Genomic DNA, 14,531 nt, shown 5'->3' on the forward strand with positions numbered 1-14,531 from the left:
CTGGTTCTTTTATAAAACTACAGCACGCCAGCGCCGAGTGCGTCGAGGGGAGCACCGCTATCTTTTTTGTTTTTATAACGGAGCAGGAACTCTGGCTGGAAGATGCACATCCGAATCACGCTGCGATATTCGCCATTAACAAAGAATTCGTCTTTCAGTTCGGCCTCAATTTCGAAGCCGAGTTTTTTGTAGATATGCATCGCCTTGTCATTCTCTTTATCAACGATCAGGCACAGTTTGTTGAGATTGAGCACGCAAAACGCGTAATCCATTGCCAGCGCGGCGGCTTCGCTCGCGTATCCCTGACCTTGATAAGCAGGATCGATGATTATCTGAAACTCGGCGCGACGGTGAATGTGGTTAATTTCAACCAGCTCAACCAGACCCACGCGATTGTGATCGGCTTCGGTGATAAAACGCCGCTCGCTTTGGTCATGAATGTGTTTGCCGTAAAGATCCTCAAGCTCGACGAAGGCTTCATAAGGTTCTTCAAACCAGTAACGCATAACGTTGGCGTTATTATTGAGGCGATGGACAAACATCAGGTCGTCTTTTTCCAATGGACGTAGCCTGATGCGAAGTGAACTGAACATGATGCTTCCTTAATGTTCTATAACTCTTTGATAAGAATGCGCTAAAAAACGCCATAAAAAAACCGGCGCGCGGCCGGTTTTAGGAGGATGAACGAAACAGGCGCGCGTTATTCTGCGGCGTGACCCTGAGCGGGAACGACCTGTCCGTCAAGCATGACCTTGCCATCCAGCAATGTTAAACGCCCGTCAACAAACCAACTGACAACCAGCGGATAAATATCATGCTCCTGATGCTGCACGCGTTCATGTAAATCGTCCGCGCTGTCATCTTCGAATACCGGCACCTTGGCCTGCAAAATGACCGGACCCCCATCAAGCTCCTGAGTGACAAAATGCACGGAAGTGCCGTGTTCGGCATCCTGATTGTCGATGGCTTTCTGATGAGTGTGCAATCCGGGATATTTTGGCAGCAGGGAAGGGTGGATATTGATCATTCGGCCTGCGTATCGCGCAACGAATTCGTCGCTGAGAATGCGCATATAACCGGCGAGAACCACTAGATCGGGCTGGTAAGCATCGATTTCATCGGCAAGGGCGGCGTCAAATGCCACGCGATCGGCATAGGATTTCGGGTCAAGCGCGTGAGCGGGAATGCCCGCAGACTGCGCGCGTTCAAGACCGTAGGCCGACGCTTTATTACTGAAAACGGCAGAGAGAGTCGCATTGATACGTCCCTGCTCACAAGCATCGATAATCGCCTGCAAGTTGCTTCCCGCACCAGAAACTAAAACCACAATCCTTTTCATTTTACCTTCGCTCTTGACGCTAAACTACAACGCCAATACGTGATGTAGAGGCGTTGTAGAGCACAACATTACTTGATGATGACGCGTTCTTCGGAATCGGAGGCTTTGATGCTACCGATAACCCAGGCTTGCTCGCCGTTGTCGTTGAGCAGGGTAATAGCCTGATCCGCCAGTTCTGCAGGCAGGGCAATCAGCATGCCCACGCCGCAGTTGAACGTGCGGTACATTTCGTGGCTGCTCACGTTGCCGTTCTGCTGCAACCAACCGAACACGTCAGGCCATTTCCAGCTTGATTCGTCGATGATTGCCTGGGTGTTGTCCGGCAGTACGCGCGGAATGTTTTCCCAGAAGCCGCCGCCGGTCAGGTGGCAGATAGCGTGAACGTCTACGTTTTCAATCAGTTTAAGGATTGATTTTACGTAGATTTTGGTTGGCTCGAGCAGGTGATCGGCCAGCGGTTTGCCTGCCAGATCGGTCGTCAGCGGGTCGGCCTTGCTGACTTCAAGAATTTTGCGAACCAGAGAGTAGCCGTTTGAGTGCGGGCCACTTGACGCCAGCGCGACCAGAACGTCGCCGTCCTGTACTTTGCTGCCATCAATGATTTCTGATTTCTCTACTACGCCGACGCAGAAACCTGCCACGTCGTAGTCATCGCCGTGGTACATGCCCGGCATTTCTGCGGTTTCACCACCGACCAGTGCACAGCCAGACTGCTTGCAGCCTTCAGCGATACCGGTGATGACGCTGGCTGCGGTGTCCACATCCAGTTTGCCCGTCGCGTAATAATCGAGGAAGAACAGCGGCTCAGCGCCCTGTACTACCAGATCGTTGACACACATGGCGACCAAATCGATACCAATGGTATCGTGGCGTTTTAAATCCATTGCCAGACGCAGCTTGGTGCCAACGCCGTCGGTTCCCGAAACCAGCACGGGTTCACGATATTTTTGCGGCAGCGCGCACAGGGCACCAAAACCACCCAGTCCGCCCATGACTTCTGGACGACGAGTCTGTTTTACTACACCTTTGATGCGGTCTACCAATGCGTTACCTGCATCGATGTCCACACCTGCGTCTTTATAGCTGAGAGAGGTCTTATCGGTCACTGCGGAATCCCCACGACGTATGCGTTTTGTGGCTACTGTTGAAAACTGGAAGCTTGAAGCGCGCTAATTCTAACAGCGCAGGCAAACGTTTGCGAGAGGTCTCGTTATGTTTCTCTATCTATACTCAAATTACCCTGATGTCAGCCGTTCGCGACAGGAAGTGCGAATCCATTGATCCGTATCAGGCTAATGGCGCTAGCGTTGCTTATAAAAGAGGTTATAATCACGCGATTTTTTTGGTCGGTAGCCTTTGGAGAAAGAAAAAATGAAGATCGTTGAAGTGAAACACCCGCTGGTAAAACACAAGTTGGGACTGATGCGTGAAAACGATATCAGCACTAAACGCTTTCGCGAACTCGCTTCCGAGGTAGGCAGTTTACTGACTTACGAAGCCACCGCAGACCTTGAGACCGAAACGGTCACCATCGAAGGTTGGAACGGTCCGGTTGAAGTCGATCAGATTAAAGGCAAGAAAATTACCGTGGTGCCTATTTTGCGTGCCGGTCTGGGCATGATGGAAGGCGTGCTGGAGCACGTGCCGAGCGCGCGTATCAGCGTGGTGGGCGTTTACCGTGATGAAGAAACTCTGCAACCGGTGCCTTACTTCCAGAAGCTGGCCTCTAATATAGAAGAGCGCATGGCGCTGGTGGTTGACCCGATGCTGGCGACCGGCGGCTCAATGATTGCCACCATCGACCTGCTGAAAAAAGCGGGCTGCCAGAGCATTAAGGTGCTGGTGCTGGTTGCCGCGCCGGAAGGCCTTGCCGCGCTAGAAGCCGCGCACCCTGATATCGAGTTGTACACCGCCTCTGTCGATCAGGGATTAAATGACAAGGGGTACATTATTCCTGGTCTCGGCGATGCCGGTGATAAAATATTTGGTACTAAATAAACAGTAAGCAGCCGGCTCTCATGAGTCGGCTTTTTTTTACTCGTCAAACTTCGAGCCGACTCCGGTCGAATTAATTAAAGAATTACAGACTCACTATTTTCCAGAGGATCAGTCGATGACCCGTCGTGTTATTGGGGTGAGCGAGCGCCCGCCGCTCTTGCAAACCATTCCCCTCAGTTTCCAGCATCTGTTTGCCATGTTCGGCGCAACGGTGCTGGTGCCTATTCTGTTTAAAATCAATCCGGCGACGGTGCTGCTGTTCAACGGCATCGGCACCTTGCTCTATCTGTTTGTCTGTAAAGGCAAGATTCCGGCTTATCTGGGTTCGAGCTTTGCCTTTATATCGCCGGTGCTGCTGCTGTTGCCGATGGGCTATGAGGCGGCGCTGGGCGGCTTTATCGTCTGCGGACTGCTGTTTTGTCTGGTGGCGTTGATTGTTAAAAAGGCCGGAATTGGCTGGATTAACGTGATGTTTCCGCCGGCGGCGATGGGCGCGATTGTCGCGGTTATCGGCCTTGAGCTGGCGGGCGTGGCGGCCAATATGGCGGGCCTGCTGCCTGCGGATGGTGTTGCAGCTGACAGCACGACCGTGACGATTTCAGTGGTGACGCTGGCCGTTACCGTGCTGGGTTCGGTGCTGTTCCGCGGTTTTCTGGCGATCATCCCGATTTTGATTGGCGTGCTGGTGGGTTACGCGCTGGCCTATTTCATGGGCGTGGTTGACGTTTCGGCCATCGAAAACGCCCACTGGTTTGCGCTTCCAACCTTTTATACGCCGCGCTTCGAGTGGGTCGCCATTCTGACCATTCTTCCGGCCGCACTGGTGGTCATTGCCGAGCACGTGGGCCATTTGGTGGTGACCGCGAATATCGTCAAGAAAGACCTTCTGCGCGACCCGGGTTTGCATCGCTCGATGCTGGCCAACGGGCTTTCGACCATGCTCTCCGGTTTCTTCGGCTCGACGCCAAACACCACGTACGGCGAAAATATCGGCGTAATGGCGATAACCAAGGTTTACAGCACCTGGGTTATCGGCGGCGCGGCGATTCTCGCGATTCTGCTGTCGTGCGTTGGCAAGCTGGCGGCGGCGATTCAGGCCGTGCCCGTGCCGGTGATGGGCGGCGTGTCGCTATTACTTTACGGGGTGATCGGCGCGTCCGGTATTCGCGTGCTGATTGAGTCGAAAGTCGATTACAACAAGCCGAAGAACCTGATTTTGACCTCGATCATTCTGATTATCGGCGTGAGCGGCGCGAAGGTGCACATCGGTGCGGCCGAGCTGAAAGGCATGGCGCTAGCGACCGTGGTGGGCGTATTCCTGAGTCTGCTGTTTAAATTAATTGATGTTTATCGCGGCGAAGAAGAGATTATCGACGTGCCGGACGAGCGTGATCCGCCGTCAGTCTGATCCTTGCCGATCGTCGAAAAAGGCGGGCAGAGTGCGCTTTGCCCGCTGACTCGGCGGATTAACAGGCGTTTAGCGCGTCGAAAGTTCAACTCTTCGCGGATCCTATGATAGAATTCCACGATTAATTATTTGTCCTGACATTTGTCTGATCCACGCCAGTTTTGGTTGAGGTGCTTCTGAATACGCCGGCACAGCTTTCCCTGCCACTTTATCTTCCCGATGACGAAACCTTTGCCAGTTTTTATCCGGGAGAGAACACCTCGCTGCTCTCCGCTATTCAAACTGCGTTGCAGCAAGAGCATGGCACCTACATCTATTTCTGGTCGCGCGAAGGCGGCGGTCGCAGCCATTTGCTGCACGCGGCCTGCGCCGAACTCTCCCTGCGTGGCGAAGCGGTCGGCTATGTTCCCCTCGATAAACGCGCCTATTTCGTGCCGGAAGTGTTAGACGGCATGGAGCAGCTGGCGCTGGTCTGCATCGATAATATCGAAGGCATTGCCGGTGACGAAGCCTGGGAAGCCGCCGTTTTTCATCTCTATAATCGCATTCTCGAAACGGGTCGCACGCGGCTGTTTATTACCGGCGATCGCCCGCCGCGTCAGCTGAATCTCGGCCTGCCAGACTTGGCATCGCGCCTCGACTGGGGGCAAATTTACCGTTTGCAGCCGCTTTCCGACGACGAAAAATTACAGGCGTTGCAGGTGCGCGCCAAGCTGCGCGGCTTCGAGCTGCCCGAAGACGTAGGGCGCTTCCTACTGAAACGTCTCGATCGCGAGATGCGCACCCTGTTTATGACCCTCGACCAGCTCGACCGCGCGTCGATCACTGCCCAGCGTAAATTAACGATCCCTTTCGTCAAAGAGACCCTAAATCTTTAGCGCTAGCGTGCAAATTTCCTGATAATCACAGGATTTCCAGCACGTTTTGCGGCGGACGGGACGGCCCAGCCGCGCCTTGCCGTTGGCGACGACGATAGGGCGCTCGAGCAGGCGCGGACTGTCGGCGATGGCCTGCAACAGCTGCTCCTCGCTTACGCCCTGATCGCCAAGATTCTTCTCTTTATAGACCTCTTCGCCCGTACGCATCATCTCGCGCGCCGACGAAAATCCCAGCTTCTGTTGCAACTCTTTTAATGTATCGAGAGAAGGCGGCGTTTCGAGATACAGAATCACATCAGGCTTGAGGCCTTTGCCTTCCAGCAGCTCCAGCGTTTCACGACTTTTGCTGCAACGGGGATTGTGGTAAATCGCGACATCGTGTTCCATTAACTTCTCCTTTTATTATTTTGTGACCTTAACTTTTTAAATTCTCACCCTTTCAAATAGGGCGCAAAACGTTTTTGCAGCTGACGCAGCTGGTCAATTCGCGCGTCGTAGCGTGCCTGATCCAGACTGCCGAGTTTCGATTGCGCGCTGGCGTCGCTCAACATGCTGATCGCCTGATCGAAACGCCCGACCAGCGCCATACTTTCGGCGCGCGTCGCCAACTCCTGCGCGCGCAACCCTTGCTGCGCCACCGACTGGGTCAGTAAATCCCAGCCGTTAGGATCGTCGGGATGAGCATAAGTGTAGCGGTAAAGCAGCCGACTGGCCTTCGCCAGCTCATTGCCCTGCACGTAGGCGTTGGCCAGATTAAGCTGCAACACGGCACTTTTGCTGGTCGCCGCGTTGGCTTTTTCCAGCCGGGCGATGGCCTGTGGCGCGTGTTTCTGGTCGACGTCGATATCGGTCAGCAGGTCGAGATACCAGACATTGCCCGGGTCTTTATTCAGCATCGGCTCAAGAATATTTCTCGCCTGAGCGTAGCTGTTGGCCTTGTAAAACTGGATGGCGCGACCATAATTCGCGGCGTTTTGCTCGCGAATATTGCCGTTGCTCAGCTGCTTGAGAAAATCGTCGGTGAGCGGATGATCTTCCGTGCCGTACATGCCGAGAATTCGCACCTTGGCGAAGAGGAAATCTTGCGACGACTGCACCACAATGCGTGGCATCTGGTTCGCGCGGTTGCGGGCGTCGGATAATCGGCTGTCGGGCAGCGGGTGCGTGAGCAGCATTTCCGGCGGCTTGCTGGAATAGCGCGACTGGTCCGCCAGCTTCTGTAAAAAATTCGGCATCGCTTCGGGGTCGAAACCGGCGCGTTGCAGCACTTGCAGGCCAATGCGGTCGGCCTCTTCCTCATTGCCACGGGTAAAGGTGATCATGCCCTGCTGGGTGCCCGCCAGCGTGCCGGTGAGTCCGGCCATGCCCGCTTCCGGACTCGCCATCGCCAGCAAAATGGAACCTAACACCCCGACCCAGGTCAGAGGAGAATTGCGTTTTTGGTCTTCCATCGCGCGGGCAAGGTGGCGCTGAGTAACGTGAGAAATTTCGTGCGCCAACACGGAGGCGAGCTGGCTTTCGTTGTCGGTAAAGCGAAATACCGCCGAGTGCAGCACCACGTTGCCGCCGAAAAAGGCGAAAGCGTTGAGCTGATCGTTATTAACGATAAAAAAATGGAACGGAAAACGCACCGAATAGGCGTGCGCGACCAGCCGCTGTCCGAGCTGGTTGATGTAATCGTTGAGCAAAGGGTCGCTTATCAGCGGCGCGCTGGCACGCAGTTGGCGCACATAAAAATCGCCCATTTGCAGCTCTTGATCGATGGTTAGCGTGCCACCGGCCGTGGTGCCCATATCGGGGAGCAGGTCGGCAGGGTCGGCGCTGGCGGTCATCGGGAACCCCGCGCTCAGCGTGGAGACCAGCAGCCCGCCCGCGATTAGCCGCGTGGCCATCTTGCTCAACTTCAGTTTTAAGCGTGTGGCCATAAATACCTTTGTTAAACATAGGTGAAGGTGATTGCAAAAAACCTGCCGCCGCCTAACTGTGATAGGGTTTCGGCAACAGGCTGAGCTATACAGGCAAATATAGGCAAATATAGGCAGGCAAATATAAACAGACCTATCTCAGAATTTGTACTGATGATCACGACGTTATTCAACGTGAAAAACGCAGGCATGAAAACATTTTATTCAAAGAGGCGCTCTCGTTTACGTCAATTTTCGAGAAAACCCCTTGCCGTCCCGCGCTGCGTCAGCAACAGGGTTATGGATTTTTAGGAGTTAAGACTGATGCTCGACATGTTATTACAATGGTACCGCCGCCGATTTAGTGACCCGGAAGCCATCGCGCTGCTGGCGATTCTAGTCGCCGGTTTTTGTATTCTCTATTTTTTCAACGGCATACTCGCGCCGCTGCTGGTAGCCATCGTGCTGGCTTACCTGCTCGAATGGCCGACAGTACGGCTGCAACGACTCGGCTGCACCCGCACGCTGGCGGTATGTATCGTGCTGACGATTTTTACCGGCATCGTCATGCTGCTGGTTTTTGTCGTCGCGCCATTAACCTGGCAGCAGGGCGTCAATTTGCTGGCCGATTTGCCAAGCATGCTTAATCGCTTCTACGCGCTGGCCGCCACGCTGCCAAAACGCTATCCGGCGCTGGTCGATGCGGGCATTCTCGACATGATGACCGACAACCTGCGCGCCAAAATCTCGGGCGCTGGCGAGTCGGTGGTGAAATATTCGCTGGCCTCGCTGGTTGGACTCTTAACGCTGGCGATTTATCTGATCATCGTGCCGCTGATGGTGTTTTTCCTGCTTAAAGACAAAGAGCAAATGCTGAACGCCGTGCGCCGCGTGCTGCCTCGGGAGCGCGGGCTGGCGGGATTAGTCTGGACGGAGATGAACCAGCAAATCACCAACTATATTCGTGGCAAGGTGCTGGAGATGATAGTCGTTGGTGTCGCGACATATCTGGTGTTTCTGTTTATGGGCATGCGTTACTCGCTGCTGCTGTCGGTGCTGGTCGGCGTTTCGGTGCTGATTCCGTATATCGGCGCGATGCTGGTGACGATTCCGGTGTTTATGGTGGCGCTGTTCCAATGGGGCGTCGGCCCTGATTTCTGGACCTTAATCGTCGCGTATCTGGTCGTGCAGGGGCTGGACGGCAATCTGCTGGTGCCGCTGCTTTTTTCAGAGGCGGTGAATCTGCACCCGCTGGTGATTATTCTGGCGGTGGTGATTTTCGGCGGACTGTGGGGATTCTGGGGCGTGTTCTTTGCGATTCCGCTGGCGACGCTGGTCAAGGCGGTCTATCACGCGTGGCCCGATGAACTGCCGGAAGATAAAAGCCGCATCGTGGTCGATGACTGACTTATTATGAGTTGATGAGTTGATGAGTTGATGGCTGATTAAAAGAAGAAAATGGTGTTGATAATGCCCCCTCGCGTGCGACATGGCCGAGGGGGCAAGACGCTTAGTTTGCCGTCACGTACGCCAGCACGATGTCGTGGTGATTGCTGGTTTTGAAGTCATCGAAGACCTTTTCAACTTTACCGTTGCCGTCAATCAGGAAGCTGATGCGGTGAATGCCGTCATAGGATTTGCCCATGAAAGATTTCTCGCCCCAGATGCCGAAAGCTTCGCAAACTTTGTGATCTTCATCGGACAGCAGCGTAAAGTTCAACAGCTCTTTTTCGACGAATTTTGACAGTTTTTCGGGTTTATCGGTGCTGATACCTAACACTTCGACGCCCGCTTCTTTCAGCTGGTCCATGTTATCGCGCAGGCCGCAGGCTTGAACGGTACATCCCGGCGTCATGGCCTTCGGGTAAAAGTAGACCAGGACTCGCTGTCCCTGGAAGTCGGCCAGGTTAATTTGTTCACCGTCTTGATCGGGCAAACTAAATTGCGGCGCAGTGTCTCCGGCTTTCAGTGGGCTCATTGTTTTCTCCAGATTTTTTATGGCTGAGGTTTATCTTCAGGCTGAGTAGAACTGACAACGTTAATACTGCCTTGCGCATTCAATTCTGTACAGAGCTGGTGAAACGCTTGCTCGATTATTGCCGCATCATTATTAGCAGGACTGTGCGCGGTAATCTGGATGGAAAGTTGCGCCGCGCGTGAACCCTCGACCTGCGTGGTTTTCGAGGCCAGTTCGGCAATGTGCATCTGATGACTATCGAACAGATCGGTGAAGCGCTCAATCAGGTGCGGCGAGTCTTTAACTTCCACTTTAACCCACACCGTTGCAGGCATGGCCGGACGCTCGTGCGCCGCCGTGCGCTTCATGACAATCAGCAATTCAAGCTCCGCGCCCTTGAGCGGCAGCGTGGATTCGATCAGCGCAATGGCATTCCAGCTGCCGGAAAGGAACATGATAAAGGTGAATTCATCGCCCAGCATGGCAAGACGACTGTCTTCGATATTACAACCGCAGCTGCTCACCTGTCGGGTAATGGTGTTGACAATACCAGGGCGATCGGCCCCTAACGCGGTGATAACCAAATAATGTTGTTGTTGTAATTGTGACAAAATAGTCCTTCCTGTCATGCCCTGTTGTGAGACTTACTATCGCAGACCTAAAAGCTATCGCAAACAGAAAAGCCATTTCAACTGAAAAACGCCCCGTCGGCCAAAAAGAGGCATATTTGAAATGGCGCGGGCCGCGAAATGTCGGCAAACCGAAAAAAAACGCATCGGCGGACGCTATCGTCACGTTGTTTGCTTGCTTTGCCCAAGTGTCAAAAGTACCATGAGTCACTCGTTTGTGGAGGGGAAGATCAATGTTTACGGGAAGTATTGTTGCACTGGTTACGCCGATGGACGACAAGGGTGCCGTCGATCGCGCAAGTCTGAAAAAACTGATTGATTATCATGTGTCCAGTGGTACTGCGGCGATCGTTTCCGTAGGCACGACCGGCGAGTCTGCAACCTTGAACCATGATGAGCACGCAGACGTGGTCATGCAGACACTTGATCTGGCCGACGGCCGAATCCCTATCATTGCAGGGACAGGCGCAAACGCTACCGCAGAAGCGATCGCGCTGACGCAACGCTTTGAAACTTCAGGAGTTGTAGGCTGCCTTACGGTCACGCCTTACTACAACCGTCCGACGCAGGAAGGGGTTTTCCAGCACTTCAAAGCCATTGCCGAAAGCACCGCACTGCCGCAAATTCTTTACAACGTCCCGTCTCGTACCGGCTGCGATATGCTGCCTGCGACGATCGCTCGTTTAGCAAAAATTAAAAATATTGTTGCCTGCAAAGAGGCAACAGGGAACTTAAGTCGTGTTAGCCAGATCCAAGTGCTGGTTGAAAATGAAGATTTCACTCTGTTAAGCGGCGACGACTTTACTGGACTGGACTTCATGCAACTGGGTGGCAAAGGCGTAATTTCTGTAACCGCCAATATTGCGGCGGCGGAAATGGTCGAGCTTTGCCGTCTGGCAGCGGAAGGCAATTTTGCCGAAGCGCGCCGTTTAAATCAGCGCTTGATGCCTTTGCATCAGCATTTGTTTGTAGAAGCAAACCCAATCCCTGTTAAATGGGCCTGCAAGGCGCTGGGATTGATAGCAACCGATACAGTGCGTCTGCCAATGACGCCGCTGACCGATGCTGCTCGTCCAATAGTGGAAGATGCACTAAACAAGGCCGGTTTGCTATAAACCCAGGCCGTTGGCGACGTGCGCCGGCGGCTTTGGGGAGATAACTTTTAGGGATAATTGATGACCTATTCATTAACAAAACCACGTTTTCAAAAATCGACGGTAGCAAAAGTTGTGGGTCTGTCCCTGATTATGCTGCTCGCGGCCTGCTCCAACGACTCACGCTACAAGCGTCAGGTCAGCGGCGACGAGGCCTATCTTCAAGCAGCACCGTTGAAAGATCTCAAAACGCCAGAAGGCATGATCCTGCCGCTGGAGAACGGAACCTACGACGTGCCGCCGGGCAGCAACGCCAATGGCGCGGTCGGCAAGGCGCTGGATATTCGTCCTCCAATGCAGCCGCTGGCACTGGTGAACGGTTCACGCGCGCAGTATCGCGCCGATACCGGCACCGTGATGCTTGAAAACAGCCCGCAGAACAGCAACCTGTGGTCGCACGTGGTAACTATCGTTCAACAAAACGGCTACAAGATTGCCAGCCGTGACGATGCCAATCAGACACTGACCACCGACATGGTGCAGTGGAATCGCGCCGATGAAGACTTCCAGTATCAGGGTCGTTATGAAATCAGCGTGAAATCACAGGGTTACCAGACTGCGCTGACCGTGAAAACGCTTGAGCTTCAGCAGCAGGGCAAACCGGTGACCTCGTCTGCCGAACAGCAGCGTTACACCAGCCAGATGATGAACTCCATCACCAGCGGTCTGGGTAAACTGCAACAGGACGAGCAGAATCGTCTCGACAACCGCAAAATGGGCGAAATCGACGTGCAGAGCGGCGCCGATGATACCGGCCTGCCGGTGCTTATCGTGCGTGCGCCATTCGGTTCCGTGTGGGAGCGTCTGCCTAATGCCCTTGAAAAAGCGGGCATGAAAGTCTCTGACAGCAGCCGTCCGCAGGGCAGCCTGACCGTCAAGTATTCACCGCCGGGCAGCGACGCCTGGGACACGCTGGGTGCGAAAGATCCCGAGCTGGTTTCTGGTCAATACAAGATTCAGGTCGGCGACCTGAACAACCGCAGTAGTTTGCAATTCCTTGATCCGAAAGGACATGCGCTGACCCAATCGCAGAACGACGCGATGGTAGCGGTGATGCAGGCGGCCTTCAATAGAAGCAACGCGGCAAGCAAGTAATAGACGAAGGGGCTTCGGCCCCTTTTTGCTTTCATTCGTTTCAAGTTGATGTCAGTTTTAACGCACGTCTATTTGAAACAAATGAAAGGTTTTATGTTTTACCCAACACGTCATATCACTGGAGTAAGTTAAGATGCAAAAGTTAGCTGAGTTGTATCGCGGAAAGGCGAAAACCGTCTATACCACCGAAAACCCAGACCTGCTGGTTTTGGAATTCCGTAATGATACGTCAGCACTGGATGGCGAACGTATTGAGCAGTTCGACCGTAAAGGCATGATCAACAACAAATTCAACCACTTCATCATGGAGAAGTTGGAGCAGGCTGGCATTCCTACTCAAATGGAACGTCTGCTGTCCGACAACGAAGTGCTGGTGAAAAACCTTGAGATGGTGCCGGTTGAGTGCGTGATTCGCAACCGTGCGGCCGGTTCACTGGTTAAGCGTTTAGGCGTTGAAGAAGGTCTGGTGCTGAACCCACCGCTGTTTGACCTGTTCCTGAAAGACGACGCAAAGCATGACCCGATGGTCAACGAATCCTACTGCAAGACCTTTGGCTGGGTAAGCGAAGAGAATCTGGCGCGTATGAAAGAGCTGAGCTACAAGGCCAACGACGTGCTGACCAAAATCTTCGGCGATGCTGGCCTGATCCTGGTCGACTTCAAGCTGGAATTCGGTCTGTATAAAGGTGAAGTTGTGCTGGGTGACGAATTCTCGCCAGACGGCAGCCGCCTGTGGGACACGCAGTCTCTCGAGAAGATGGACAAAGACCGTTTCCGTCAAAGCCTCGGTGGCCTGATTGAAGCCTACGAAGAAGTCGCAAAACGCATCGGCGTTAAATTAGACTAATTTTTTTTAGTCTTACTGCGCAAACGATTACGCCTCCCGGATTGTCAACGGCTCACTACCGACGTCCGCGGAGGCTTTGCGCCCACATCCCGGCTGTATCCTTTTAATCCCCCTCTTTTTTATGCGCCTCTCTCTTAAAAGAGCGTTGCCAGTGGTATTCCTGCGCCTTGTTAACTAGAGTTACAAAAAACATCGGAGGTGCAGCATGCGTTGGCAAGGGCGTCGTGAAAGCGACAATGTAGAAGACCGTCGTGATCAAAGCGGCGGCGCGGGTGGCAACGGCATGGGCGGCATGCGTATTCCCATTCGTGGCAAAAGTGGCATTGTGATTATCATTGTCGTGCTGGTCGCCGGTTATTATGGCGTTGATCTTACAGGTCTTATCAACGGCGGGCAGTCACAGACTTCGTCGCAGCGTCAGGCACCTGCTTCCATTAGTCCATCAGATTCGCGCGATGCCAAATTTACCTCCGTGGTGCTGGCGTCGACGGAAGATGTCTGGACGCAGATTTTCAAGCAAAACGGCATGACCTATCGTGACCCGAAACTGGTGATGTATCGCGGCGCAACCCGCACCGGCTGTGGCACGGGGCAATCCGTGATGGGGCCGTTCTACTGTCCGGCCGACAGCACGGTTTACATCGATCTCTCTTTTTATCAAGAGCTTAAAGATAAGCTTGGCGCAGGGGGAGATTTTGCGCAGGGCTATGTTATCGCTCACGAAGTTGGGCATCACGTACAAAACCTGCTTGGTACTGAGCGCAAAATTCGTGACATGCAGCAGGGCGCGTCAAAGGCTGAGGTTAATCGGCTTTCGGTTAAGCTTGAGCTGCAGGCCGACTGTTACGCGGGCATCTGGGGCCACGCGATGCAGCAGGAGCAGGTGCTGGAAGAGGGCGACCTGAAAGAGGCGCTCGACGCGGCACGTGCAATCGGCGACGACAAGTTGCAGCAGCAAAGTCAGGGCCGAGTCGTCCCCGACAGCTTTACACACGGCACCTCGCAACAACGTTATGACGCGTTTAAACGCGGCTATGACAGCGGCAATGCAAAACAGTGTGATACCTTTGTATCAAGCTAGAGCTAAAGATTGAGGCTGGTTAAATTCCCGTCATCTTTTCAGCCACAGCGTTGTTGGCTGCGATTATCCACCCCAGTCACTTACCAATGTAAGCTCCTGGGGATGAATAATCTTGCCGCCTAGCTGTGACTGAAAATCTATAGGGAATGGATCCGTGATCATTTATTAAAACCCTTTGTTATAAGCCTTCTATATTCACCTGCGTCACTTAGTTGTGTAAGCTTCTGGGGTCTTTACGCTC

14 protein-coding genes and 1 pseudogene are annotated in these 14,531 nt (G+C 53.6%); 8 read left to right on the plus strand and 7 right to left on the minus strand.

Annotation, left to right across the window (positions count from 1 at the left end; translation table 11 throughout):
- Positions 1 to 17 precede the first annotated feature (17 nt).
- The 3 genes from speG to purM form a co-directional block, all read right to left on the minus strand.
- On the minus strand, positions 18 to 593 hold the full coding sequence (gene speG / locus SC206_RS10950; protein WP_332737087.1) for a spermidine N1-acetyltransferase: 576 nt from the start codon (positions 591 to 593) through the stop codon (positions 18 to 20).
- A gap of 107 nt (positions 594 to 700) precedes the next feature.
- A complete protein-coding gene (purN, locus tag SC206_RS10955) occupies positions 701 to 1,339 on the minus strand; it encodes a phosphoribosylglycinamide formyltransferase (protein WP_332737089.1) in 639 nt (212 codons plus the stop codon).
- Between the two features lie 68 nt (positions 1,340 to 1,407).
- Complete coding sequence (gene purM / locus SC206_RS10960) at positions 1,408 to 2,445, minus strand: phosphoribosylformylglycinamidine cyclo-ligase (protein ID WP_332737090.1); 1,038 nt, start codon at positions 2,443 to 2,445, stop codon at positions 1,408 to 1,410.
- A 265-nt stretch (positions 2,446 to 2,710) separates the two neighbouring features.
- On the opposite strand from purM, the gene upp reads away from it, so the two are divergent.
- From upp to hda, 3 genes are all read left to right on the plus strand, one after another.
- Positions 2,711 to 3,337 carry a uracil phosphoribosyltransferase gene (gene upp, locus SC206_RS10965; protein WP_332737092.1) on the plus strand — a complete coding sequence of 209 codons (627 nt, stop codon included), beginning with the start codon at positions 2,711 to 2,713 and terminating at the stop codon, positions 3,335 to 3,337.
- A gap of 115 nt (positions 3,338 to 3,452) precedes the next feature.
- Entirely contained in the window at positions 3,453 to 4,745 is a 1,293-nt protein-coding gene (gene uraA, locus SC206_RS10970) for a uracil permease (RefSeq protein ID WP_332737094.1), read from the plus strand.
- Between the two features lie 170 nt (positions 4,746 to 4,915).
- The gene (hda, locus tag SC206_RS10975) at positions 4,916 to 5,623 is read left to right on the plus strand and encodes a DnaA inactivator Hda (RefSeq protein WP_332737096.1); all 708 of its coding nucleotides are present in this window, start codon (positions 4,916 to 4,918) and stop codon (positions 5,621 to 5,623) included.
- A 25-nt stretch (positions 5,624 to 5,648) separates the two neighbouring features.
- Here the strand turns inward: hda and arsC are convergent.
- Both arsC and SC206_RS10985 read right to left on the minus strand, forming a co-directional pair.
- A pseudogene (gene arsC / locus SC206_RS10980) lies at positions 5,649 to 6,010 on the minus strand (arsenate reductase (glutaredoxin)).
- Between the two features lie 44 nt (positions 6,011 to 6,054).
- Positions 6,055 to 7,455 (minus strand): beta-barrel assembly-enhancing protease, encoded by a 1,401-nt coding sequence (locus SC206_RS10985; RefSeq protein ID WP_332737146.1) that lies wholly within the window; start codon positions 7,453 to 7,455, stop codon positions 6,055 to 6,057.
- Between the two features lie 396 nt (positions 7,456 to 7,851).
- Between SC206_RS10985 and SC206_RS10990 the strand changes: the two genes are divergently transcribed.
- Entirely contained in the window at positions 7,852 to 8,934 is a 1,083-nt protein-coding gene (locus SC206_RS10990; protein WP_332737098.1) for an AI-2E family transporter, read from the plus strand.
- Positions 8,935 to 9,037: 103 nt separating this feature from the next.
- On the opposite strand, the gene bcp is transcribed toward SC206_RS10990, so the two are convergent.
- Both bcp and SC206_RS11000 read right to left on the minus strand, forming a co-directional pair.
- Complete coding sequence (gene bcp, locus SC206_RS10995) at positions 9,038 to 9,505, minus strand: thioredoxin-dependent thiol peroxidase (RefSeq protein WP_332737100.1); 468 nt, start codon at positions 9,503 to 9,505, stop codon at positions 9,038 to 9,040.
- Between the two features lie 17 nt (positions 9,506 to 9,522).
- Positions 9,523 to 10,095, minus strand: a complete 573-nt coding sequence (locus tag SC206_RS11000; protein ID WP_332737102.1) for a glycine cleavage system transcriptional repressor — start codon at positions 10,093 to 10,095, stop codon at positions 9,523 to 9,525.
- 251 nt (positions 10,096 to 10,346) lie between these two features.
- Here SC206_RS11000 and dapA point away from each other — a divergent pair, with 251 nt between their 5' ends.
- The 4 genes from dapA (at position 10,347) to ypfJ (ending at position 14,290) form a co-directional block, all read left to right on the plus strand.
- Entirely contained in the window at positions 10,347 to 11,228 is an 882-nt protein-coding gene (gene dapA / locus SC206_RS11005) for a 4-hydroxy-tetrahydrodipicolinate synthase (protein WP_332737104.1), read from the plus strand.
- 60 nt (positions 11,229 to 11,288) lie between these two features.
- On the plus strand, positions 11,289 to 12,362 hold the full coding sequence (bamC, locus tag SC206_RS11010) for an outer membrane protein assembly factor BamC (RefSeq protein ID WP_332737106.1): 1,074 nt from the start codon (positions 11,289 to 11,291) through the stop codon (positions 12,360 to 12,362).
- A 133-nt stretch (positions 12,363 to 12,495) separates the two neighbouring features.
- Positions 12,496 to 13,209 carry a phosphoribosylaminoimidazolesuccinocarboxamide synthase gene (purC, locus tag SC206_RS11015; protein WP_332737108.1) on the plus strand — a complete coding sequence of 238 codons (714 nt, stop codon included), beginning with the start codon at positions 12,496 to 12,498 and terminating at the stop codon, positions 13,207 to 13,209.
- A gap of 205 nt (positions 13,210 to 13,414) precedes the next feature.
- A complete protein-coding gene (gene ypfJ, locus SC206_RS11020; RefSeq protein WP_332737110.1) occupies positions 13,415 to 14,290 on the plus strand; it encodes a KPN_02809 family neutral zinc metallopeptidase in 876 nt (291 codons plus the stop codon).
- Positions 14,291 to 14,531 lie beyond the last annotated feature (241 nt).

The sequence above is a fragment of the Rouxiella sp. T17 genome (assembly GCF_036663475.1).
Taxonomy (GTDB): Bacteria; Pseudomonadota; Gammaproteobacteria; order Enterobacterales; family Enterobacteriaceae; genus Rouxiella.

Coding starts and splice junctions, on each gene's coding strand:
- bamC (WP_332737106.1), top strand. CDS start 11,289: ATGACCTATTCATTAACAAAACCACGTTTTCAAAAATCGACGGTAGCA.
- upp (WP_332737092.1), top strand. CDS start 2,711: ATGAAGATCGTTGAAGTGAAACACCCGCTGGTAAAACACAAGTTGGGA.
- purN (WP_332737089.1), bottom strand. CDS start 1,339: ATGAAAAGGATTGTGGTTTTAGTTTCTGGTGCGGGAAGCAACTTGCAG.
- uraA (WP_332737094.1), top strand. CDS start 3,453: ATGACCCGTCGTGTTATTGGGGTGAGCGAGCGCCCGCCGCTCTTGCAA.
- dapA (WP_332737104.1), top strand. CDS start 10,347: ATGTTTACGGGAAGTATTGTTGCACTGGTTACGCCGATGGACGACAAG.
- SC206_RS10990 (WP_332737098.1), top strand. CDS start 7,852: ATGCTCGACATGTTATTACAATGGTACCGCCGCCGATTTAGTGACCCG.
- bcp (WP_332737100.1), bottom strand. CDS start 9,505: ATGAGCCCACTGAAAGCCGGAGACACTGCGCCGCAATTTAGTTTGCCC.
- ypfJ (WP_332737110.1), top strand. CDS start 13,415: ATGCGTTGGCAAGGGCGTCGTGAAAGCGACAATGTAGAAGACCGTCGT.
- speG (WP_332737087.1), bottom strand. CDS start 593: ATGTTCAGTTCACTTCGCATCAGGCTACGTCCATTGGAAAAAGACGAC.
- purC (WP_332737108.1), top strand. CDS start 12,496: ATGCAAAAGTTAGCTGAGTTGTATCGCGGAAAGGCGAAAACCGTCTAT.
- SC206_RS10985 (WP_332737146.1), bottom strand. CDS start 7,455: ATGACCGCCAGCGCCGACCCTGCCGACCTGCTCCCCGATATGGGCACC.